This is a genomic window from Ruegeria sp. YTSC199 (assembly GCF_059609725.1).
Genome location: NZ_JBXWMF010000027.1, coordinates 44,314 through 64,337 on the forward strand (window position 1 = coordinate 44,314; position 20,024 = coordinate 64,337).

At 52.9% G+C, this 20,024-nt stretch carries 23 protein-coding genes and 1 pseudogene; 13 read left to right on the top strand and 11 right to left on the bottom strand.

All coding sequences use genetic code 11. The features are described from left to right. Positions 1-186: 186 nt before the first annotated feature. Entirely contained in the window at positions 187-768 is a 582-nt protein-coding gene (locus tag AC2FEE_RS20560) for a TetR/AcrR family transcriptional regulator (RefSeq protein ID WP_496867190.1), read from the bottom strand. Positions 769-891: 123 nt separating this feature from the next. Here AC2FEE_RS20560 and AC2FEE_RS20565 point away from each other — a divergent pair, with 123 nt between their 5' ends. Together AC2FEE_RS20565 and AC2FEE_RS20570 are read left to right on the top strand one after the other, a co-directional pair. Next, positions 892-1,482 carry a YceI family protein gene (locus tag AC2FEE_RS20565; protein WP_496867191.1) on the top strand — a complete coding sequence of 197 codons (591 nt, stop codon included), beginning with the start codon at positions 892-894 and terminating at the stop codon, positions 1,480-1,482. A 66-nt stretch (positions 1,483-1,548) separates the two neighbouring features. Beyond that, positions 1,549-2,085 carry a luciferase domain-containing protein gene (locus tag AC2FEE_RS20570; RefSeq protein WP_496867192.1) on the top strand — a complete coding sequence of 179 codons (537 nt, stop codon included), beginning with the start codon at positions 1,549-1,551 and terminating at the stop codon, positions 2,083-2,085. Positions 2,086-2,417: 332 nt separating this feature from the next. On the opposite strand, the gene AC2FEE_RS20575 is transcribed toward AC2FEE_RS20570, so the two are convergent. Beyond that, positions 2,418-2,636: a GDCCVxC domain-containing (seleno)protein gene (locus AC2FEE_RS20575; RefSeq protein WP_496867193.1), complete on the bottom strand. Its 219-nt coding sequence runs from the start codon at positions 2,634-2,636 to the stop codon at positions 2,418-2,420. A 4-nt stretch (positions 2,637-2,640) separates the two neighbouring features. Next, a complete protein-coding gene (locus AC2FEE_RS20580) occupies positions 2,641-2,964 on the bottom strand; it encodes a hypothetical protein (protein WP_496867194.1) in 324 nt (107 codons plus the stop codon). A gap of 99 nt (positions 2,965-3,063) precedes the next feature. Between AC2FEE_RS20580 and AC2FEE_RS20585 the strand changes: the two genes are divergently transcribed. From AC2FEE_RS20585 to AC2FEE_RS20595, 3 genes are all read left to right on the top strand, one after another. Then, complete coding sequence (locus AC2FEE_RS20585) at positions 3,064-3,462, top strand: MerR family transcriptional regulator (protein ID WP_496867195.1); 399 nt, start codon at positions 3,064-3,066, stop codon at positions 3,460-3,462. A gap of 103 nt (positions 3,463-3,565) precedes the next feature. Beyond that, positions 3,566-4,969: a sensor histidine kinase gene (locus tag AC2FEE_RS20590; protein ID WP_496867196.1), complete on the top strand. Its 1,404-nt coding sequence runs from the start codon at positions 3,566-3,568 to the stop codon at positions 4,967-4,969. Then, entirely contained in the window at positions 4,966-5,613 is a 648-nt protein-coding gene (locus tag AC2FEE_RS20595) for a response regulator (protein WP_496867197.1), read from the top strand. Before AC2FEE_RS20590 ends, AC2FEE_RS20595 begins: the two co-directional genes overlap by 4 nt. Positions 5,614-5,689: 76 nt before the next feature. Here AC2FEE_RS20595 and AC2FEE_RS20600 read toward each other — a convergent pair whose 3' ends face one another. Together AC2FEE_RS20600 and AC2FEE_RS20605 are read right to left on the bottom strand one after the other, a co-directional pair. After that, positions 5,690-6,499 (bottom strand): hypothetical protein, encoded by an 810-nt coding sequence (locus AC2FEE_RS20600; protein WP_496867198.1) that lies wholly within the window; start codon positions 6,497-6,499, stop codon positions 5,690-5,692. 159 nt (positions 6,500-6,658) lie between these two features. After that, on the bottom strand, positions 6,659-7,540 hold the full coding sequence (locus AC2FEE_RS20605) for a cation diffusion facilitator family transporter (protein WP_480628424.1): 882 nt from the start codon (positions 7,538-7,540) through the stop codon (positions 6,659-6,661). 234 nt (positions 7,541-7,774) lie between these two features. Between AC2FEE_RS20605 and AC2FEE_RS20610 the strand changes: the two genes are divergently transcribed. Next, positions 7,775-8,473 carry a hypothetical protein gene (locus tag AC2FEE_RS20610; protein ID WP_496867199.1) on the top strand — a complete coding sequence of 233 codons (699 nt, stop codon included), beginning with the start codon at positions 7,775-7,777 and terminating at the stop codon, positions 8,471-8,473. Between the two features lie 282 nt (positions 8,474-8,755). Here AC2FEE_RS20610 and AC2FEE_RS20615 read toward each other — a convergent pair whose 3' ends face one another. Further along, positions 8,756-9,166, bottom strand: coding sequence for a hypothetical protein (locus AC2FEE_RS20615; RefSeq protein ID WP_496867200.1), 411 nt, complete (start codon positions 9,164-9,166; stop codon positions 8,756-8,758). Between the two features lie 308 nt (positions 9,167-9,474). Here AC2FEE_RS20615 and AC2FEE_RS20620 point away from each other — a divergent pair, with 308 nt between their 5' ends. Further along, positions 9,475-9,663, top strand: a complete 189-nt coding sequence (locus AC2FEE_RS20620) for a hypothetical protein (RefSeq protein WP_496867201.1) — start codon at positions 9,475-9,477, stop codon at positions 9,661-9,663. A gap of 263 nt (positions 9,664-9,926) precedes the next feature. Here AC2FEE_RS20620 and AC2FEE_RS20625 read toward each other — a convergent pair whose 3' ends face one another. Then, the gene (locus AC2FEE_RS20625; protein ID WP_496867202.1) at positions 9,927-11,048 is read right to left on the bottom strand and encodes a hypothetical protein; all 1,122 of its coding nucleotides are present in this window, start codon (positions 11,046-11,048) and stop codon (positions 9,927-9,929) included. 198 nt (positions 11,049-11,246) lie between these two features. On the opposite strand from AC2FEE_RS20625, the gene AC2FEE_RS20630 reads away from it, so the two are divergent. The 3 genes from AC2FEE_RS20630 (at position 11,247) to AC2FEE_RS20640 (ending at position 13,923) form a co-directional block, all read left to right on the top strand. Continuing rightward, complete coding sequence (locus AC2FEE_RS20630) at positions 11,247-11,876, top strand: PepSY domain-containing protein (RefSeq protein WP_496867203.1); 630 nt, start codon at positions 11,247-11,249, stop codon at positions 11,874-11,876. 38 nt (positions 11,877-11,914) lie between these two features. Then, the gene (locus AC2FEE_RS20635; protein WP_496867204.1) at positions 11,915-12,574 is read left to right on the top strand and encodes a response regulator; all 660 of its coding nucleotides are present in this window, start codon (positions 11,915-11,917) and stop codon (positions 12,572-12,574) included. Between the two features lie 158 nt (positions 12,575-12,732). Further along, positions 12,733-13,923 carry an ATP-binding protein gene (locus AC2FEE_RS20640; RefSeq protein WP_496867205.1) on the top strand — a complete coding sequence of 397 codons (1,191 nt, stop codon included), beginning with the start codon at positions 12,733-12,735 and terminating at the stop codon, positions 13,921-13,923. 76 nt (positions 13,924-13,999) lie between these two features. On the opposite strand, the gene AC2FEE_RS20645 is transcribed toward AC2FEE_RS20640, so the two are convergent. Together AC2FEE_RS20645 and AC2FEE_RS20650 are read right to left on the bottom strand one after the other, a co-directional pair. Beyond that, the gene (locus tag AC2FEE_RS20645) at positions 14,000-14,677 is read right to left on the bottom strand and encodes a LysR substrate-binding domain-containing protein (RefSeq protein WP_496867211.1); all 678 of its coding nucleotides are present in this window, start codon (positions 14,675-14,677) and stop codon (positions 14,000-14,002) included. Positions 14,678-14,725: 48 nt separating this feature from the next. Continuing rightward, positions 14,726-14,821, bottom strand: a pseudogene (locus AC2FEE_RS20650) (LysR family transcriptional regulator); the annotation flags it as partial. A gap of 197 nt (positions 14,822-15,018) precedes the next feature. On the opposite strand from AC2FEE_RS20650, the gene AC2FEE_RS20655 reads away from it, so the two are divergent. Then, on the top strand, positions 15,019-15,885 hold the full coding sequence (locus AC2FEE_RS20655) for an NAD(P)-dependent oxidoreductase (protein WP_496867206.1): 867 nt from the start codon (positions 15,019-15,021) through the stop codon (positions 15,883-15,885). 233 nt (positions 15,886-16,118) lie between these two features. Beyond that, positions 16,119-17,003 (top strand): ankyrin repeat domain-containing protein, encoded by an 885-nt coding sequence (locus AC2FEE_RS20660; protein ID WP_496867207.1) that lies wholly within the window; start codon positions 16,119-16,121, stop codon positions 17,001-17,003. 40 nt (positions 17,004-17,043) lie between these two features. Here the strand turns inward: AC2FEE_RS20660 and AC2FEE_RS20665 are convergent, their stop codons facing one another. After that, positions 17,044-17,448, bottom strand: a complete 405-nt coding sequence (locus tag AC2FEE_RS20665) for a hypothetical protein (RefSeq protein WP_496867208.1) — start codon at positions 17,446-17,448, stop codon at positions 17,044-17,046. A 214-nt stretch (positions 17,449-17,662) separates the two neighbouring features. After that, positions 17,663-18,529, bottom strand: a complete 867-nt coding sequence (locus AC2FEE_RS20670) for an NAD(P)-binding domain-containing protein (RefSeq protein WP_496867209.1) — start codon at positions 18,527-18,529, stop codon at positions 17,663-17,665. 364 nt (positions 18,530-18,893) lie between these two features. Between AC2FEE_RS20670 and AC2FEE_RS20675 the strand changes: the two genes are divergently transcribed. Then, entirely contained in the window at positions 18,894-19,964 is a 1,071-nt protein-coding gene (locus tag AC2FEE_RS20675) for an acetolactate synthase large subunit (RefSeq protein ID WP_496867210.1), read from the top strand. The last annotated feature ends 60 nt before the right edge of the window (positions 19,965-20,024 follow it).

The window sequence follows — 20,024 nt, forward strand, 5'->3', positions numbered from 1 at the left end:
AATGTCGGCAGTGCACAGAAAGCTGACTTTTCAAACTTCGGCGGACGATCATAGCAAACGTTTGCCGAGACCTTTTGGAGCAACCGCTATTAGGAACTGGCTGGACACGCTATTGATCACAATTTGCTGTTCTGCCGAAATCTCGCGCCTGTTGCAGGTCGCTTTGATTTCAAAGTCAGGCGATGGTCATTGTCCCGAATTGGTTTTCGCTATACTGCAAAGCAGATCAACATGTTGATCCAACCAATCTTCGTCCAGTATCTCGTGACGAATGAGTTTGCGGAAATAAAGTGCAGCCACTGCTAGTTCTATGAGTTGGTCAACCGGAACATCCGCGGTGATTTCACCGCGGCCTATTGCAGCTGCAAATACTGCTTCAACACTTGCGAACCTGTCTTTCATAAATTCAGTGATCACCAACCGCGCTTCTGCATCGTTGGACGCAGCAGCGACCACCTGTGGCGCGATTTGGCCCCATGGTGTGTCGTTCAAGGCTCCCATCAGTACAACGAGTAACCAGCGCAGGTCAGATCGCAGCGGGCCATCGGTTTTGGGAGGTATGTTCGGCGGTGTTGCGATGCGCCTGAACGCTGCATCACGCAGACAACGCGCATCTGGCCAGTGCCTGTAAAGTGTGCTGCGCGAAATGCCCGTTGCCTTTGAAACCGCGCCATGAGTGACGTGCAACACGCCCTCATCCATCAATATCCTTTGCGCCGCATCAAGTGCGGCCTGTTGTGTGGCGATCAGCCTGGGATCTTCTTTCAAGCGCCCCTCCTATAGAACATCTTGTTGCGTTGTGGAACATTTTGTACTATAAGTATGGCCGGCTAAAACTAAAGCTCAATACTCGATTCCACGAACACGTCTTGTCAAAATGGGAGCGTATCAATGTTCAAAGTGGCAGCAACCCCGCTGGCGGTACTCTTATCGATGGGCGCGACAACCGCATTGTCCGAGAGCGGCACTTACGAGCTGGATCCTGGACACAGTCAGGTATTGTTCAGCTACAACCACATCGGGTTCTCAGAAACGTTTGGAATGTTCTCAGGTTTTAGCGGCGAGATAGAGTTCAACGAAGATGATCCGTCTGCGTCATCTGTCACAGTGTCTATGCCTATAAAATCTATGATCACGGGCTGGGATGCCCGTCTGCAACACTTCATGTCTGACGATTTCTTCAGCGCGAGTGAAGGTGATGTGGTCACATTCGCCTCGACCAGCATCGAAGTCACCGGGGACAATACCGCGAGTATTTCTGGCGACCTGACCATGAATGGCGTCACCAAACCTGTTGTTCTGGAAACAACGCTTAACAAGTCAGCGCCATACCCGTTTGGCGAAAAGGAGGGCACGCCGACCTTGGGGCTGGCAGCCACGGCGACTATCGTGCGGTCTGAATTCGGACTTGGGGCGTTTGCACCTGCGGTGAGCGACGAAATAGAGCTCTTGATCAATATCGAAGCGTTAAAGGCTGAATGATGTGTGTAAGTACGCTGATACTGCACGGAGTGCTCTTTCTTAACTTTTGACGGGGTTGCCAACAGTATGGATGTTTTCCTGAAAATATTTGCTGTTTTCGCAGTGGCGGTGGTCACGAGCCCATTGGCATATGCGCAAGAGCACGCTTTCCCGGAGCGCACCTCGCCTCGTCCTGAAACGACAAGCGGCGTACCGCATACTCAGATTGGTGTCGAAATTGATGCCGATTTGGCCCAGCTATTGCTGGAGCGAGTTGCGCAATTCCCTGGGGTCACACTTGGCCCCACACGCATATCACTTCCTGGCGCGATTGGCTTTCAGCTTGATCCTGACATGTTGTTATCTCAACCGAGCTCCATCGTCGGTGGGTTTGAGTTTGCGCATATGCATCCTGATGGCAGTTTGCACGCTTCGCTGCACCCCTCATTGGCGCGACAGGCAATTGAGGCTGGCTGGGCCGTAGCTCACCCTTGGGCCAAGCAACGTCCTGGGTGGAGCGGCTTTGTCATGATATATACACCGACTACACCAGAAGAGTTGGATGTCGTCATCGATCTGGTCGAACGTTCGTACACCTTCATCACCGGCAACACCTTGGGTTAAGCCTGTTTTGCCCGAAAGTGTGCGGTGACGCCTGCTTCCTTTAAAAGTGCTGTTTCAGCCGCCTTGCTTTTAGCGGTCAAATTCTTTCTTACATTATCGTCGTGGCGAAGCGCTCGATACGTTCAAGCCATTCGCATCAATGGTAGCTCCCGTCCCGCGCAGTTGAATCCGAGCAAAAATCAGAAGGCTCCGCGCACTTGAGAAAGAACTGAACCGGATTTCAAAAGGTTGTAGTGGAGATGGGGTGTCAGAGCACTACTACGTGCTTGCTTCACTCGCCGATCATGAGCTGTGCCGCAACGAGCACTGAACTTTTGAAGCCGGGATTGACTCTAACCGCTGCACGAACTGCCCTCTTGAATTGGCGGACATGGGACAGTTGCGTAGGAACAAAAAACACAGCAATCGCCTTCTAGTGGCTTCAAGACTGCCTTGCATGATTTGCATTCATAAAACCACTGGCACGTGTCGGTTGGCATTTTCTCGGTTTCAACGTGCCCACACCGAGGGCAGGTCAAAGTGCTATCCAGCACCACAGTTTGTTTTGTCATTGTCTCACATCTGCATGATTAGATAATCGTTGATTTGAGCCTCATTGAACACGATGACCCATGCCAGCGCGGTGATCGCTGAGCTTCCAACAAGCCACAATTTCAGATTTGCCATCGTCCCGTTTCGATGCGCTACGATCCATGAAACCGCGACCAGCGCTGTTGAGATGGCGAGAACATAGTAGCTTGCTGCCGCTATTCTTCCGAATATCGCCAACCAACTGCCACCCAAGCCGAGCAACATCATGGCCATTGGAAGAACACAGCATGTCGCGACCCCCAGAGCTGAAACCGATCCCAAGTAGCTGAGGCTCAAATATTTCTTCATCTTTTGCTCCCGAGGTACTCTATTTGATTGTGTTGAGGCACCGGCATTCAGAGCGTATAACTCCTGTAGTAACTACAGGATCAAGTGGAGGCACTTCACATGATTGCGATTGGTGAGGCTTCCCGGCAAAGCGGGGTCGGCATAGAAACTATCCGCTACTACGAACGCGAAGGTATCGTACCAAGACCCGCACGAGCTCTGAACAATCGTCGCCTCTATTCAGCAAACGATGTGGGAAGACTTCGATTTTTGAAGAAGTGCCGAGACCTGGGGTTTCCTCTATCTGACGCAAAGGTGCTTTTAGAGCTGTCAGAAGGAAGTGCTGAAGATTGCCGGTCAGTGAAAGAATTGGCCGAGGCACACATTGCCAGCGTTCGAAGCAAGATTGATGAGCTCAGACAACTGGAGCACGCCTTGAGTGAGCTTACGGCCAATTGTGATAGCGGTAACGTTCACTGCCCGATGCTGCAAAGACTGAGAACGATGGATGATATCTGACTCCGGCCACTGGGCAGAAGCTCAGTATCCGAGATTTAGCCAGATCACGTCAGACCAAGGTCCGTGGTGCGATAACAGATTGTAGTTCATAGTCGATTTCACGATGAGAGCGAAAGTAGCTGACCTGATGATTGGCAATTGGTCGTTGTCGCGAGTCTTTCTTGCGACCAGCATTTTCGTGATGGGCACCGCGACCGCAATCGTCGGGGTCTGGGTGTCTAATCGAATCCAGAACGCAGTCGTGCAAAACTCCGCCAACTCCGCGGCGCTGTATATGGAAAGCGTAGTATCCCCGCTCAGCCAGGAATTGGCACATGGCTACCGCCTTTCCGAGCAGGCGAGCCTAGCGCTGGACGAGATTTTCATGAGCCAGCCAATGCGTGACCGCATTGTTTCCTACAAATTCTGGAAGCAAGGCGGCGTGATTGCACATGCCTCGGATACAGACATCATAGGAAACCGTTTCAATCCAACGGATGATCTGAAACGAGCATGGGGTGGAAATATCTCCGGCTCTTTTGAAGAGCTTGATCATGCCGAAAGCGCTGCCGAGGCAGCACTGGGGATACCACTACTTGAAGTTTACAGCCCTATCCGCGAACTCTGGTCCGGCGAAATCATCGCGGTCGCGGAGTTCTACGAAAGCGCTGACCAGCTGGAGTTAGACTTAGCCAAGGCCAGGCGAACGAGTTGGTTGGTCGTCGGTTCCGCATTTCTTGCAAGTACGATTGTCTTGTATTCCATCGTCGCAATTGGCGACAAAACAATTCGACGACAGGGGACTCTTCTTAAACAGCGCTTGACAGAAAGTGAAAGGATGGCTGAGCAGAATGCCCTGCTGCGGTCGCGTGTGGTCGAGGCGTCAGAAAGATATGCCACGCAAACAGATCGATTTCTCAAGAAGCTTGGTGCCGAACTACATGACGGTCCTGCGCAATACCTGTCGCTCGCCGCCCTTAGACTGGAAGCGGCGTTTTCCAAAGAGTCCAAAAAGCCTAAAGAGGCAGAGGAAATTCAGCAGTCTTTGCAAAAATCTCTGGCTGAAATTCGTGCAATATCGCGAGGGCTGTCCGCTCCGGACATCGACAGCCTGTCACTCGTCGATGTTGTGAAGAGAGCCGTAGAGGATCATGCCGAACACAGCCCGTTGCGACCGGATATATCATTCCTGGGTAGCCAGGCCCCAGAGTTGTCATTGTCCGACAAGCTGTGCGTTTTTCGGTTCCTCCAGGAAACGCTTTCCAATGCCGCTAGGTATGCTCCAGCTTCCAAGTGCACTGTTATCTCTGAGGCGCAGAGCGACCGCATAGTTGTGAAGGTCAAAGACGACGGACCTGGATTTGACAGGTCAGAAGAAACCACGTTGCGAGATGATGGTGGCCAGGGGCTTATGGGCTTGCGAGATCGTGTCGAGAGTATTGGCGGCGAATTCGAAGTTTTGTCGAGCCTTGGCGAAGGCACCACCATCGCTATGACACTCTTTCCCAGAAACTTGGATACGTCATGACTAAGTCTATCGTAATAGCCGATGATCATCCAATTTTCAGGGATGGTTTGCAGCGCACGTTGGATGAAGCTGATGGCTTCGAAGTTTTAGCTGCTGGGTCCAGCGCTGAAGAGGCAGTATCGCTGGTCGGCACGCATCAGCCGGACATAGCCATTCTTGACCTCTCGATGCCCGGTGGCGGGATAAGCGCGACACGTACAATTGCGGCAATGGACAATCCACCGTTCATCGCAATCTTGACGGTCTCAGAGAACAGCAGTGACGTCGCGGACGCCTTGGAGGCGGGCGCGATTGGGTACATTGTGAAGGGAGTAACCGCGAGCGAACTAACCGCTTCCTTACGCAGCATCGCCGCGGGTGAAGGGTTCGTTTCTCCGGGCTTGGCTTCGCGGGTACTTCTTCAAATCAACGCTGACACCGGCATGTCTGTTAACAGCAGCATCCTAGATGACCTTACACATCGTGAGGAAGAAATACTGAGACGTGTGGCCAAAGGACTGAGTAATCGTGAAATCGCTGACGAGTTAGACCTTCAGGAAAAAACCGTGAAGCACTACATGACGGCAATCCTGTCCAAGCTTCATGCGCGCAATCGGGTAGAGGCCGCGCTTATTGCACATGATGTTTGGAACAAGGGAGATTAACAGCAGTCTCTTTAACGACGATGGCGGCCCCTCTCAAATCAGAAGCCGCCAACGGATTATCGACTGGTGTTGCTGTTCAGTTGGTAACCGACTGTAACCTACGGCGATCAGAGGCCGTTGCGTTTCTCTCGACAACAGTCCGGTTGTACGGGTCTTTCAACTCGTAGCGCCCAAACTCGATCTCCTCTTTCCAACCATTGGCATAGTTCACTTCGATGTTGTTGCCCTGGCGTTCGATTTTCGTGGGCCGACTTCCAGCAGTGCCGCCTTGCCCTGAAGAGCGCACGTTGTCGATTGAGATGCCATTTGCCAAAGACCGAAGCCTTGAGACGTCAGCACCGGTCGCGGGGCGCTCCTCAACAGTTCGGTTCTGAGCATTCTTTCTCTCATACCGCCCGTTTTCGATCTCCTCCTTGGTTCCGTCGGCGTAACGCACTTCAATGCCGTTAGCGTTTGTTTCGACCTTTGTTATCCCAGCCGAACCCGACGGCTTGCCCCCTGCTTGAGATCGATCCTTCTTTCCGCTGCCTTTGTTGGAGCGTTTGGAGTCATCATCATCATCATCATCATCGTCATCGTCGTCGCGACCACTTTTTCCTGATCCCGAATTGTCGTCACGATCATCATCTCGGTCGTCGTCGCGGTCATCGTCCCGGTCACCACCACGGCCGCTATTACCCGACCCCGAGTTGTCGTCACGATCATCATCCCGATCATCGTCGCGACCATCCCCGTCTTTCCCCTTGCCGCTCTTGGCAAAGGCATAGGACGGTTCAAAATGTAGGCGACCATCGGCATCAAACGCTGGCACATAAGGCGTAGCCGCAATCAACGAAGCCAACGCCGCGGTACTAAGAAGTTGACCCAGCTTTCTTTGAATTTTCATTTTCGCCTCCATTTCTGAGCGTCACGCTTCGTGACGTTGGAGACAGGTTACTTCTGGTTCGGCTTTTCCACATCGGGCTTAGGTCTGACGAATTTCAAGCCGAACGTCTTAGTCAGATCAGTCAAACCAATAGAGTTTTTGCTGAGCCATGTGACCAGTTTAGTGGGAACTGACCCCGTCACCCTTCAACTCCTCATCAGGTTCGAGGTGAATGACAAAGACGGAACCCGGATACAAACGATCCAATTCTTCCTCGATGTCATTGCAAATATCATGCGCCGCGCTGACTGGCATTGTGCCGTCCACAACAAGGTGAAACTCCACGAAGATGACATTTGCGGACCTGCGCCCTTTTAGGTCGTGGTATTCTAAGGCTGCGCCGAGGTTTGCTTCGATTGCTTTAGAAACGGTCTGCAAGTCATGCTCCGACAGTGTCACATCCATCAGACCATCGACGGAAGCCCGAATAACTTTCCATCCCTCCCACAAGATGTTCAGCGCAACAAGAATTGCCAGGATTGGGTCGAGGATCAACCAGCCGGTGACAAGCGCCAGTATCAGACCTGCGATGACACCAACTGAAGTCATGACATCTGTAAAAATGTGCCGGGAGCTTGCCTCCAATGCAGGCGAACCCTCGCGCCTGCCGATTTTGAGCAATAGGTAAGCCCATGCGCCATTCACACCAGTTGCAATGACATTGACGACGATTCCAAGAAGTGGCGCATCCTCAAGATGCGGGTTCGGGAGTGCCAGCACAGCTTCTCTGATGATCAAGAACGCCGCCAGCACAATCAGTACGCCCTCGGCCACGGCGGAAAGATACTCAGCTTTTTTGTGACCAAACGGGTGGTTTTCATCAGGGGGTTTATTGGCAACCCGAACCGCAAAGTATGCCAGCAACGCCGCAACGACATTCACGGTAGATTCCATTGCGTCTGACAACAACGCCACCGAGCCTGTCAGCCACCAAGCCAGCAGTTTCAGGGCCAGTACCGCAATGGAAATCGGAATGGACCAAAGAGCAAATTTTTGTGTCATTCGGTCACGACCCTCAGTCAATCGTTACAAGAGATCCTGGGAACAGATGAGCTATCGTGCTTAACACGTAAGACAGGATTAGTGTAAAGATGAACAGGGCCACAGGGTCGGTCATGCTCGACCGGCTGTAGTGAATGGCGCTGGCACCACAGTGTCATACATCTGTTACTCGGATGGACCCGATTGTTACATACGGCTAGCATCAGTGATCACACAGCATGAAGGGACACAAACATGTCGAAGTTCACCAAACGAAAAACTGCCCACGGGGTTGTTGCACTCGTAATCTGCTGTATCGCGGCGACCGCACAGGCGCAATCGGCAGGCGAGGAGATGTCGTTCTTCATCACTAGTGTGGGCAAGGGTGACGGTGCCAACCTAGGTGGACTCGAAGGCGCCGATGCTCATTGCAACGCGCTTGCTTCCGCGACCGGTTCTTCCAAGACTTTCGCGGCCTATCTGAGCACCTCAATGTCCATTGATCGCAGCACCGACCCGATGACAATCACCAATGGCGTTTCTGCACGCGACCGGATCGGATCGGGTCCGTGGCATAATGCCGATGGAGAGCTCATCGCCAACAATGTTGAGGACCTGCACAGCGACAACGTGAATATTAACCTTCAGACCGCGCTCGACGAAAATGGTAACCCTATCAATGGGCGTGGCAGTCAGCCGAACAAACATGACATTTTGACGGGCTCCGATTCCGCCGGACATTTCTCAACGGCAGGTGGCGATACGACATGCAGCAACTGGACTTCGAATAGTGAAGATGGGTCTGCGATTGTCGGACACCATGACCGTGTAGGTCTCAACGATGCCCGAAACATGGTGTCCTGGAACTCATCGCACGGCTCGCGCGGTTGCGGGGAGGAACATCTGCCACGTTCTGGCGGGGCGGGTCTGTTTTATTGCTTCGCAACTGACTAATCGGGCAGCATTGGTACGCGTGTCGCCCGCATTGAACCTGACATTGCCAAGTCAGTTTGGCGGATCGCGTTCTGAAAGCGGTTTTTGGGAGGAAATAGTCTAAATTCCGCTTCGTTGCGTGTTTACTAAGTTACAAAGATTGGTTGAAGAGGTCCGCTTTGGGCTGCCCCAGTCCTAGACACGGGAGGCAGCGAAGGTCGACTACGAGTTCATACTTTCGCCTTGCGCATACCAACCGAATGGCGGCAAACAGACCTTCAAATCGGTAAACGATAGCATCTCTCAGTTCAGAATATCGGCGATTGCCCCTATCAGGTTCAGCACTTCATGCGTTTCACGGTTTACTTCGTAAACGTAATCTCCGGCTCGCACGTAGTATCCGTTGCGCCGTAATCCCCAACGGCTGGGATCATCGATACGGACATACCCGTCATAGATGTAGTCCCCACGACGGTATTTTTTAACCTGCCCAGGCGGTACGCACGGGATCGCCTTTTTCGCCAAACCTGGCGGACAATGTCCGGACTTGGATTTCACATACATTGGCTCGGTGGGGCTAACGCCGCGACCTTGCCCTATGTTATGGCTCCATAAACTGTGTTTTGCAGTTGCAATTGACGCGCCTTGCACGGTCAAGGCCACCGCTAAAATTCCAACAGTTTTCTTCATACTCAACGCCTTCTTCAGTTTCATCACCGAGGTATGCCCCATAATGGCATTGACGAATTCACAGGCGGGGAGCCGCCTGCCGGTGCAGAAATTAATCCACAGGGTGCCAGATATGCTTGTGGGGACTGTCTCACAACAACCTGCTCAAAATCGCGGGTTCAGATACACCCAGTTCGCCGAGCCTTCATCTCATGCGTTTGTCTTTATTTCGCGAACAACATTAACCGAACGTGAACAATGTATTCTCAGAGTGTTCAAACAAGCTGAGGCATAGTGGTGATGTTGGATCAAACGGGTTGGTGCTTCGTTTGATCGTGGACAAGGGGAAAAGCATGATCAAGTCTGCCTTTGTGACTGAAGAATCCAGCACAACAGCTGTGATGCAAACCTCCGGCAAAATCGCCGAAGAACGTTTGCCAACCACGACCAAATCGAGCAGTGGTCGCTTCCCTCCTATCGAAAATGCACTGACAGAGATCGTTAAAAACAAGCGGCTTTCTGAGGCACATAACAACGTCTGAAGGCAGTTCAGCAGACCCCCAAACAATTCCCGGTATTCGTCCTAGATATTGGAATTGAAAACTGAATCCCGCTCCAATAGTGGAGCGGGGTTTCTTTTTTTCTGTGCGCCCTCAGAAAAAATGAGCGTAACCTTTGATGTATGTGAATAAATACGGGCCAGCCGCTTCCCATCCTGTGACGCATTTGGCTGGCCCAGCTTTCAGTACTTCCGTGAGTGGTCAACACTGAGGGCTGATTGACGCGAAGAGGCCGTGATCTTTCGTTACAGGCCCAACAGCGCCTTAACCTCTTCTTCAACGGCGTCAGTGACGGGTTTGTTGGCCGCCGCTTCCAAGGCTTCCCGCTCGGTCAATTCCTGTTCTTCAACCAGGTCAGCCAGTTCCTGCACTTGTTCGGTCGCTTCTTCGTATTCGACGGCAGCCTGTCGTTCATCGTTCAGGTCCTGAGCTTCTTCAACTGAAGCATCTAAATCCGCACGCGCTTCTTCCAGCTGTTCCTCAATCTCGGGGTCAGTTCCGCCGGCGTCTTCAAGTGCCTGTTCAAGGTCTTCGACCCTCTCTCGATTCTCCTGCACATCGTCCAGTGTGGTGCGCAGGTCTTCTTCGATCTCGGGAATTGTCCGCTCCGGAGGCTCCAATCCAGTGAGTTCTTCCAATTGTTCCGCAAGCTCCTCGCGCAGCGGTTCCCCAGCCAGAACGGTATCGCGATAATTTGCAATTCGGCCAACGCGGGAATTGGGTGCTGCGTTAGCCAATGCAGTTGGGCTGGCGTTGGCCGCGTTCAAGGCACCCAACTCAGACGGGTGGGCGCCAAGAAGTGCCGCCATCCTATTCCCCTTGGTCCGGACGACTGGGCGAATGGACTCTTCAACAATTACGGCTTTCGAAGACTTCTTGTGCGCCCTTGGCTTTTGTTTGTTGCCGTTGGTGGTCGAGCCTTTCTTGGAGGTGGCAACCGTTCGCGGTTTACCTTTGCCGCTAAAGATGTCCTTCAAGGAAAAACGACCGCCCTTGCCCGAAGCGGAGCGCGAAGATTTTGACTTCGAGTTGCCGACAGAGGACTTCCCGGCACTTCGGCCACCACGGCTTTTGTCTGCACCTTTCTTCCCGGCTTTGTTACCGGCGGAACTGTGGTCACCACGTTCTCCGCTGGCAGAGTTCCCTTTGCCACCGCTATTGCCGTTACCGCCGCCGTTGCCTCCACTGTTTCCGTTATCGCCGCCCTTGCCGTTACCTCCACCGTTACCTTTTCCGCCGCCATTGCCTTTGCCTTCCTTTGCAACGGCAACATCCGGCACAGCGACGGTTGCAACAATGGCCGTGGATCCCAGCATTGCAATTGCTAGGGTAGATGCTTTTAGCAGTCCCAAACCGGTAGTTTTCATATGGACCTCCTCAGTGGAAATCAGCGGGTATCAGTTTTCTGAACCAACTCGCTGTATTCAATCGTCTCGATCCGCGCACGAATCTTCAAAGCTCGTTGCCATTTAACTTGAGGGTGCTTGAACACAGGGCTAACTGATTGTTCATCATCGGTTCATGTCGAAAAACGTAGCCTCTAGCCGCTAAATACGAGGACTTTCATGCGTGCGAAGCTGATCTTGGTGGTTGCAAACCTGCTGGTTGCTTTGCCCATTGGGGAAGCGGCTGCCCAGACACGCGAACTCAAGCAAGCTGAACTGCGCAAAGCGACGCTGACTGGTGACACCATTCGGCTGAAGCGGGTTATCAAAGGTGTCGAGAAAGCCTATGGCGGCATCCCCGTCGATGCGCGCGCGTTTCAGGCGGATCAGATTTACTACCGCATTCTTGTCAAAAAAACTGATGGAAAAATCATCAGTGTAATTGTGAATGCCCAGACCGGCACTGTCGTTTCCAATCGATCCAGCATTGGTCGTCAAATATCGAAAGCAGCCCGTTCGAACCCCACCAACGCCAAAAACAGTCGCAATACCAACGGCAACCGTGGCGCCTCTGCGAGCCGTGGAAACAACGGAAACAATGGCAACAGCGGTGGTAACGGCAACAGCGGTGGTAACGGCAACGGTGGAGGTAACGGCAACGGTGGAGGTAACGGAAACGGTGGGGGTAACGGAAACGGCAACGGCAATGGCAATGGCAATGGCAATGGTGGTAACGGGAACGGCAATGGCAATGGCAATGGCAATGGCAATGGTGGTAACGGGAACGGCAATGGCAACGGTAAAAAATAGTGCTTAAACCAAACCCGTTGTGACTGTAGTTTTTGAATATGAGAGTACTTCTGGCCGAAGATGAGCCGCAGCTATGCGAGCAGATTAAGAAACTTCTAAGTACAGAAGGTCGCGTGGTAGATGTGGCCAGTAATGGAACGGACGCCCAACACCTGGGTGCGACCGAACCTTACGATATGATCATCCTCGACATTGGTTTACCAGAACGCGACGGCATTTCCGTCCTGCGTGAATGGCGCAGTGCGGGCGTTAAGACACCTGTATTGATTCTGACGGCCCGTGATGGGTGGAGCGAGCGCGTGGATGGCCTGGATGCTGGAGCGGATGACTACATGACCAAGCCGTTTCACATGCCCGAGTTGGCGGCGCGTGTACGGGCAATACTGCGTAGACAAAGCGGTCAATTGGAACCCGTGATCGAAATGGGGGATGTCTCGCTCGATACACGAAACGGGCGGGTCAGTGTTGGTGGAATCCCTGTCGATCTGACCGCGCAAGAGATCGCTGTCCTGACCTACCTTGCTCACAACATGGGACGCATGGTGTCGCGCACCGAGTTGTCAGAACACATCTACGAATACGACGGTGACCGGGACTCGAACACCATTGCCGTTTTCATAACCCGGCTGCGTAAGAAACTGGGCTCTGACCTCATTACAACGGTCAGAGGGCGCGGCTACATGATCGATACTGCCTGATGCTATCGCTGCGCCAACGCGCATTGTTTGGCGGTCTTGCCACTGGCGCGCTTTCCGTCGGCGTCGGAACTCTGGTTGTGTTTTCGTACATCAACACCCGTGTCCTGGATCAGTTCGACGAAACGCTGCGCGACAGGCACACGCAACTAATTGTCGGGTTGAGCGCGACCACAGATAACCCCGAAGCGTTACGCGAACTGATGTTCGACCCGGCCTATGGAACGCCTTACTCAGGCAGATACTGGCAGGTCACAGACGGTAGCGGAGCTACATTTACATCAGCCTCGCTCTTTGATGAAACAATTTCCGAACCTGCACGCGTGACGGAAGAGGCAGTCACATGGAACACATCTGGTCCAGACAATGAGGCTGTTCGTGGAGCCTACCAGAAAATCACCTTCGAGGACGGGACCGAATGGGGCGTGACCGTCGCCGAAAGCAGGCTCGAACTTGTCGGCGAACGCCGGGCAGCTCAGAACAACTTGCTTCCGGTTTTTGGATTGGTGGGTTTGATCGGAGTTGCTGGCTCGCTGTTGTTGATGTCTGCAATTATCGGTCCCCTCAGGAAACTGCGCGCAGATGTGGCGCATCGTTGGGACCAGGGGGACGACCTGACGCCTGAAGACTATCCAGAAGAGGTTTCGCCGCTTGTTGAGGATCTCAATCAATTGCTGCACAGAAACCGCGAAATTGTGTCTGGTTCCCGACGGCAAGCGGCTGACTTGGCGCACGCGCTTAAAACGCCGACAGCGATACTGCGAAACGAATTGACAAGTTTGTCGGATAAAGGGGCAGACACTGGACCTGCCGATGAGGCGCTGAACAGGATTGATGCTCAGCTAAAACGTTCTCTTGCGCGCATGCGGGCGTCAAACACCGCTGAACTTACGCACTCGCGATCTGACCTTTCGGATTCGGTCGCCAGGCTATCCAGATTGTTTTCGGTCATGGCAGAGCGCGAAGGTAAATCACTGAAAGTTGATTGCGAGGCCGACCTCCATGTTCGAATGGATACTCAGGACGTCGAAGAAGTAATAGGAAACATCCTTGACAACGCGGTCAAGTGGTCTCGAACGTCGGTCCATATCGCCGCTAGAAGTACTGAGGATGACATTGAGATTTGCATTGATGACGACGGGCCCGGAATTCCGGAATATGCACGTGAAGTCGTGCTTCGTTCCGGAGGGCGGTTGGACACTTCTGTCAGCGGCACCGGTTTGGGTTTGGCCATTTCTGTTGACCTGCTGAATGCTTACGGCTGCAAACTGAAACTAGATACATCCGCAAGCCTTGGCGGATTGGCCTGCCGAATACTTATATCGAGCCAAAAAACGGCCGCATCTGGTTAGAAATAGTCGTTGATTGCAAGCAATCGAAAGGCGGCTTGGGTTGTTGCTATCCATTCGGGTTCAATACCAATAACGGTTATATTAAGTGAGCAGGCGTCCATCTGAAAAGGCTTTTCTCATATTCGGTAATTGAATTAGAAAGCCACTTCTGAAACACCTTTGCCGCTGGGCGAACTGGTCCAGGCAGCGTAACGAGGTGATATCCGATCTGCGGTATTGGATCATCGAATAGCGCCACGAGATCTCCAGACTTCAATTCATCAGAAATGAATGCCGGAACCGTCGCCCCGACACCATCACCCCGGCGGATTCCATCAAGCAGCATGTTGCCCGGCAAACGAACAACTCTCCTATCGGCACCGGGTGGTACTCCAACCTTTTCCAACCACAGGTCAAATTCGACCGAAGCCTGTTCCTGAAGAAGAGTAAAGTCGACCAATTCAATTGGGACTTTGAGCACCCGTTCTCCGATCAATTCTTTTGCAGCAACCACCGTCAGACAGCCTGGTAGCAACATTTGCGAGACCAGTCCCGACCAGCGCCCGGTGCCGTATCGAATGGCTATGTCAATGCCCCCTGGTTTGAGGTCGACTGCCTGGATTGTTGAGTCGATCCGAAGCTCGATATCCGGAAACTGCTGAACAAACGCCGATAGACGCGGCATGAGGAATGCGCTTGAAAACATTGGTGTTGCACTGACCACCAATGGGCGAACCGCCTCTGCACTTGATATGCTCTCAGTCAGGGACGCCATTGAGGCGAATGCTTCATGTAGACCCGCCGCTAAGAATTCTCCCTGTGCGGTCAGTGCGATACCGTGTCGCGTCCGAGTAACAAGCTGGGTTCCTAGATGCTGCTCCAGTCCTCGGATTTGTTGGCTGACCGCGGCATGGGTCACATTCAGCGCGCTGCGGCGCGGGTCAAGTTTCTAAACTCTGCGGCGGCGGTAAAGGCTCTGAGAGACGTCAGCGAGGGTAACGTTTGCCAATCCATAAGCTAGAAAGTCTAACAATACAGAAAAATTTACAACTACGCGATTTCTCGATTCTTACGCATGTTGACGTGGAACACCAATGACCAGAACAGGAGGAAACCATGGCAACGCTTGCGGTACTCGGATTGGGCAACATGGGTTCGGCGCTGGCGCATTGCCTGCTCAAGGCAGGTTACAGCGTCTGCGTCTGGAATCGGACACCTGAAAAGACAAGATCATTTGCAAATGCAGGTGCAGTGATTTGCGTATCGCCGGAAGATGCTGTTGCAGCGTCCGATTTCGTCATCGTCTGTATCAAGAGCCACAGGGAAACCGTCGAATTGGTCAGTGGGCTAAGGGTATCTTTGGAAGGAAAAACAATCTGCGACATGAGCACCGGCGATACGTCCGATGCCGATTCATTAGTCTCGTTCCTTAGCAAAAAAAACGCCGAATACATGTTGGGCATGATCAATGCATACCCTTCGGGCATTGGTAGCAGCGACACCACCATCCTCACCGTGGGCAGTGCCGGAACCTGGGATCGCTACGGTGAAGTCATAAGGTCTCTTGGGGGAAAGTCCGCCCAAGTCGGTGGGAAACCCGCAGCTCTTGCAGCACTTTTTGCTGGTCTGTTCACTGTCCGACAAGGGTTCATGTTCGGGATGATATCCGGCGCACTGGTTTGCCGGAAAGCAGGTGTTCCGATGCAGGTCTATGCCGATCAACTCCCTGCCACGATCAAATTGGTTAATGATTACCACGATCTCTTTGCCCGAACTGTTCCGACCGAGGACTACGAAGCCGCTGAAGCCTCGTTGAAAGTCTACGCTTTGGCCCAGGAGGACGCTCTAAAGATCTGCTTATCCTTGCAAGCACCGGCTGACTTCATCCGAATTATGCATGACCGCACAAAAGCGGCGTGGGAGGATGGATATGGTGACAAACAATTGACCTCGTTGGTCAAGCACATGACGGATGCCTATTGATATCGGGCGCTTACTTTCAAAATGGCCGTTCGACTGGGACAAACAATCGGCTGCAAAGTTGCGTACATGGGATTGCGAAGTTTCGTCGCCAATTTCTGGTTTGGGCTGCGAGCGGCCTACCGCGCACATTTCAGAACACGGCGACACTGCCTCTTGTTAGAGCTGCCTTTTGGCGCAGTGCGCTCCACGTGCTACGGTTCCTTAGTCAGATTCCCTGAAATGAGGAGGCGGTGATGCTCTTTCGCTACTTCCGTCAACTTTGTTTGCTTGTCTTTTTTGTACTCTTGCCCGGCACCAGTACGGCGCAAGATTTGGTTTCCTTAGCAAGCTCGGGTGACATTCTTGCCTTGAAAAAAGCCCTTCCCGACGGTTCGCACCACGATCCGGAAACGCTAGCGAGGCCTCTCTACTTTGCGTCCCAGCGTGGGCAAGCCGAGGTGGTTAACCACCTTTTGTCAGTGGGTGCTGAACCTAGTTCTGAGACGGATTTCGGCACGGCATTGGGGATTGCCGCCCGAAACAATCACACCGAAATTGTCGCGGCACTGTTAGAAGCCGGTGCTGATCCAAACCTTCGCGGAGGCGAATATAATTCTACGGCGCTTCACCAGGCGGCCGAGCGCGGATCAATCGAAGCCGCCCGCATGTTGCTAGAAAACGGCGCCGACATTAACGCGCAGGATCGTTTTGGTTGGCCTCCAATTCAGTTTGCGGGGACGAAGGGGCGAACCGAAATCGTCACGTTTTTGAGGGAGAGGGGTGCTGGTCCTGCGGCGGTAGAAGCTTTAAAGCCGGGGGAACTTGACGCAGCCGATCTTGAGCAAGGCCGTCTGCTGGCATTCGAGTGCGGCGGATGTCATGGAATGACGCCGGGCGAAATCGGCGCGGGTCAGCATCCTGGACCCAGCCTTATCCGTCATCCCTTCTTCCGCAGCCCGGCGCAGAGCTTCCCGTTTGAACTCTGCGCTGTACCGCTTGTATCGCTTCGGCTTCGTCATTCGACACCTCCCGACGCTGTCTGCGCCTATTCTAGGTGTCCACCAAATCAGAGCAAAACCATAGAGCCCAAAGCGGTCAAATTAATTTCAACTATGCAATGCGGTAACTCCAAGACATGAGCAATTGAACTCACTCGACAAATTATGCAAATGCAAATCTTCATAGTATCGAGATCACAAAAGCAATCCCGACCAGTGCTGTCAGCGAGGCTGCAATCCGCCAAGGTGTTCTTACGCCAGTAGTCTTCTCGACTTCGCGAGGGAAAAAAGCGGAACAACTGCCAGCGACAAGAGCGCCGACCAGGATTGCTAGTTTTGCCCATAGTAGGTCGTTGGAAACGCCGAATAGCGCGAGCATAGCCAGAACAATCCCAAGTGACAAAAAGCCACCGCCCATCACTTTGTAAAGCGCGCCAAGTATTCGCAGGGTTTCTTCGCTGAGTTCATTGTTTTTGGTGATTTCAGCATGATAGTCCAAAGGAGGAACCGCGCGGACGTATTTTAGTCCCATTGCCAATACGCCCAAGGACGCTGCGAGGTTAAGAATGACGCTGAGATAGAGCATATTATTCGACCTTGTTTTTGCTTCCGGTGTGGTAATTGGAACGAGTGTTTTTTACACAAATTGTCCACCCCCCCCCGACAAAGGTAAACTCTGCATTTTCCGCTGTAAGTGTTTGCCAAAAACGTCGGTTTTTGTCCCGAGACCTGTCAGTTCGGGCAACAATCCTCGCTGCCGCACATTTCGGTCAGTTGCCTCCAGAGCGGCCGCACAGGCCTCACTGCTTTCTAAGTGTTTTGATGACCGCTGCGGTTTCTTGTTTTCCGAAACCTGCATTTTGCGCCCTCTTCACCCAATCACGCATCAAGGACGGAAGCTCGCTATTGATACCCATTGAAACCGCATGGTCATATAGGCCAGTGACTGCCTCTGCGGCTACGTCGACCGAGGCACCACCTTTGGAAATCTGATCGAATGAACCGGCGTGTATTGTTTCGGTCAACGGAATAGCTCTGTCTCCTGGTGGCAAGATGGACGTGAATTCCGATACGGGCACGCCTTCAGCTTCACAGGCCAATGCGCCGTGGATTGACCCGAAAATAATGCCAAGGAGGCGCGACAGAAACGCAAGTTCCAAAGCCGCAGCCGAACGGACATTCGGACCCAGATGACGCATATCGCCGGCGAGTATCTTCAAGTCAGTTTCGCACTCATCAAATGCGGCTTTGTCCCCCGCGACAGCGATCCGACCTGAGGGAGTTCCGATATTTCCGGGCCAACACATAATGGTTCCGTCAAGGTAAGCGGCACCCCAGTTATTGAATTGAGTTTTACTGTCCTCGGATTCCTGAGGAGATGACGTACCAAGCTGAACGACACTGCGGCCGGAAACAGCTTTCGAGACCTGTGGTGCTCCAAACAAGGTATTTGTGGTTGAATAGTTTAACAGGCAAATGACCGTCTTCGAACTTGAGGAAATTGCTTCATCCAAGTCGGAGGCGCTTCGAGCGCCGAGCTCCACCAAAGGCTTCATTTTGTCTGGCGAACGATTCCAGACAGTCACGTCTCGCCCGGCGTCCAAAAGGGCTGCCGCCAACGCAGATCCCATGGCACCTAAACCTACAACCGTAATGTCGCTCGTCATCACATAATCCCCCAAATCCAACCTGTGCATCAATCGCAGGCAATTGAACGATAGCACAGACTACCAACGGCCCGTTCTGAAATTGAAATGCCTCATTGGGTCTCAGCATCCTGTGATATTGTCTCGCAGATGTCGGGTTGTCGTTGTGGGAGGGTATGGCGGATCGGAGGATCAGTCATGGAAATCCAAACTTACCTGCCATTCGCGCGCTTCGCCCAACCTGGAACAAGGGACGTATCGTCGGTCAGAAGCGGCCGCTAAAACCTATGCATGTCTGGGCGATCCGAGTTCGACTTGAATAGGTCGAAAACCACCGCGACCCCGCGGTATTCAACATGGCAAGTCTTACGGCGCGAGGGCATCGATGACGATTGACGGCCTGCACATCATTGCAAGCTTTTTCAGTTACTTTTGGATTGCCTATCCCATAAAGTTTGTTGAAATCAGAGTTGGCGGGGATCGAATGAACGGCGCAGAATCGTTAGTCAAAACCTTTCTTCACAACGGCGTGGATACTGTTTTCGCCAATCCAGGCACGTCTGAAATGCACTTTGTTGCGGCTCTTGATAGACATCCTGAGATGAACTGTGTTCTGTGTCTGTTCGAAGGTGGAACGACGGGCGCCGCTGATGGCTACTACCGCATGAAACGAGACGTCGCCGGCACTCTGCTGCATCTTGCACCGGGGCTAGGCAACGCATTTGCCAATCTACACAACGCCCGAAAATCAGGATCCGGGATCGTGAATGTGGTGGGAGATCACGCAACACATCACCTGCGCTATGAAAGCCCACTCAGAGGCGACATTGTAGGTGTAAGTCAGGCTATAAGCCATTGGACACGAATTTCTGATCAGGCCACAAGCGTCGCATCGGACGGGACCGCAGCCATCCAGGCCGCCCGATCTCAAAACGGCCAGATCGCCACTCTTGTTCTTCCCGCCGATACTGCTTGGGATGCAGCGACCGGCCCTGCGACGAATAGCATTCTGGCCCAACCGCTTCATCGTCCGTCCTTGGAAGACATCGAGGCCGCAGCCATGCGTCTGAAGACTGCAAACGCGGCTTTGATGATAGGTGGGTCCGCGCTTTTTGGTCCACTTTGTGTACTGGCTGGAAAAATTTCCGTCAAAACCGGATGCCGCCTGTTGGCGGATACATTAATCCCTCGAATTTCGAAGGGTGCCGGGGCTGCCAAATTGGATCAACTTGTATATCCAATTGCGCCCAAGATCGCTCAGCTTGAACAGACCTCGTCAATCATTTTGATCGGCACCGACCAACCCGTTGCCTTCTTTGCATACCCGGGGAAACCGAGCACACCCGAGCCCGCCGGTTGCACGGTTTCAAGCCTGTGTGCTCCAACGGATGATATTGCCTGGACTATTCAATCACTGGCAGACGCGGTTGGTGTTTCGAGGGTGTTGTCACGTTAACTGTTGTTCGGTTGCTCATGCCCGTGATTGGACGTAGGTGACATCGATGAAGTCATCGTC

Coding starts and splice junctions, on each gene's coding strand:
- AC2FEE_RS20570 (WP_496867192.1), top strand. CDS start 1,549: ATGGATGTTTTCCTGAAAATATTTGCTGTTTTCGCAGTGGCGGTGGTC.
- AC2FEE_RS20660 (WP_496867207.1), top strand. CDS start 16,119: ATGCTCTTTCGCTACTTCCGTCAACTTTGTTTGCTTGTCTTTTTTGTA.
- AC2FEE_RS20585 (WP_496867195.1), top strand. CDS start 3,064: ATGATTGCGATTGGTGAGGCTTCCCGGCAAAGCGGGGTCGGCATAGAA.
- AC2FEE_RS20565 (WP_496867191.1), top strand. CDS start 892: ATGTTCAAAGTGGCAGCAACCCCGCTGGCGGTACTCTTATCGATGGGC.
- AC2FEE_RS20665 (WP_496867208.1), bottom strand. CDS start 17,448: ATGCTCTATCTCAGCGTCATTCTTAACCTCGCAGCGTCCTTGGGCGTA.
- AC2FEE_RS20645 (WP_496867211.1), bottom strand. CDS start 14,677: ATGGCGTCCCTGACTGAGAGCATATCAAGTGCAGAGGCGGTTCGCCCA.
- AC2FEE_RS20625 (WP_496867202.1), bottom strand. CDS start 11,048: ATGAAAACTACCGGTTTGGGACTGCTAAAAGCATCTACCCTAGCAATT.
- AC2FEE_RS20670 (WP_496867209.1), bottom strand. CDS start 18,529: ATGACGAGCGACATTACGGTTGTAGGTTTAGGTGCCATGGGATCTGCG.
- AC2FEE_RS20630 (WP_496867203.1), top strand. CDS start 11,247: ATGCGTGCGAAGCTGATCTTGGTGGTTGCAAACCTGCTGGTTGCTTTG.
- AC2FEE_RS20655 (WP_496867206.1), top strand. CDS start 15,019: ATGGCAACGCTTGCGGTACTCGGATTGGGCAACATGGGTTCGGCGCTG.
- AC2FEE_RS20605 (WP_480628424.1), bottom strand. CDS start 7,540: ATGACACAAAAATTTGCTCTTTGGTCCATTCCGATTTCCATTGCGGTA.
- AC2FEE_RS20610 (WP_496867199.1), top strand. CDS start 7,775: ATGTCGAAGTTCACCAAACGAAAAACTGCCCACGGGGTTGTTGCACTC.
- AC2FEE_RS20575 (WP_496867193.1), bottom strand. CDS start 2,636: ATGACAAAACAAACTGTGGTGCTGGATAGCACTTTGACCTGCCCTCGG.
- AC2FEE_RS20600 (WP_496867198.1), bottom strand. CDS start 6,499: ATGAAAATTCAAAGAAAGCTGGGTCAACTTCTTAGTACCGCGGCGTTG.
- AC2FEE_RS20635 (WP_496867204.1), top strand. CDS start 11,915: ATGAGAGTACTTCTGGCCGAAGATGAGCCGCAGCTATGCGAGCAGATT.
- AC2FEE_RS20580 (WP_496867194.1), bottom strand. CDS start 2,964: ATGAAGAAATATTTGAGCCTCAGCTACTTGGGATCGGTTTCAGCTCTG.
- AC2FEE_RS20620 (WP_496867201.1), top strand. CDS start 9,475: ATGATCAAGTCTGCCTTTGTGACTGAAGAATCCAGCACAACAGCTGTG.
- AC2FEE_RS20595 (WP_496867197.1), top strand. CDS start 4,966: ATGACTAAGTCTATCGTAATAGCCGATGATCATCCAATTTTCAGGGAT.
- AC2FEE_RS20590 (WP_496867196.1), top strand. CDS start 3,566: ATGAGAGCGAAAGTAGCTGACCTGATGATTGGCAATTGGTCGTTGTCG.
- AC2FEE_RS20675 (WP_496867210.1), top strand. CDS start 18,894: ATGACGATTGACGGCCTGCACATCATTGCAAGCTTTTTCAGTTACTTT.
- AC2FEE_RS20615 (WP_496867200.1), bottom strand. CDS start 9,166: ATGAAACTGAAGAAGGCGTTGAGTATGAAGAAAACTGTTGGAATTTTA.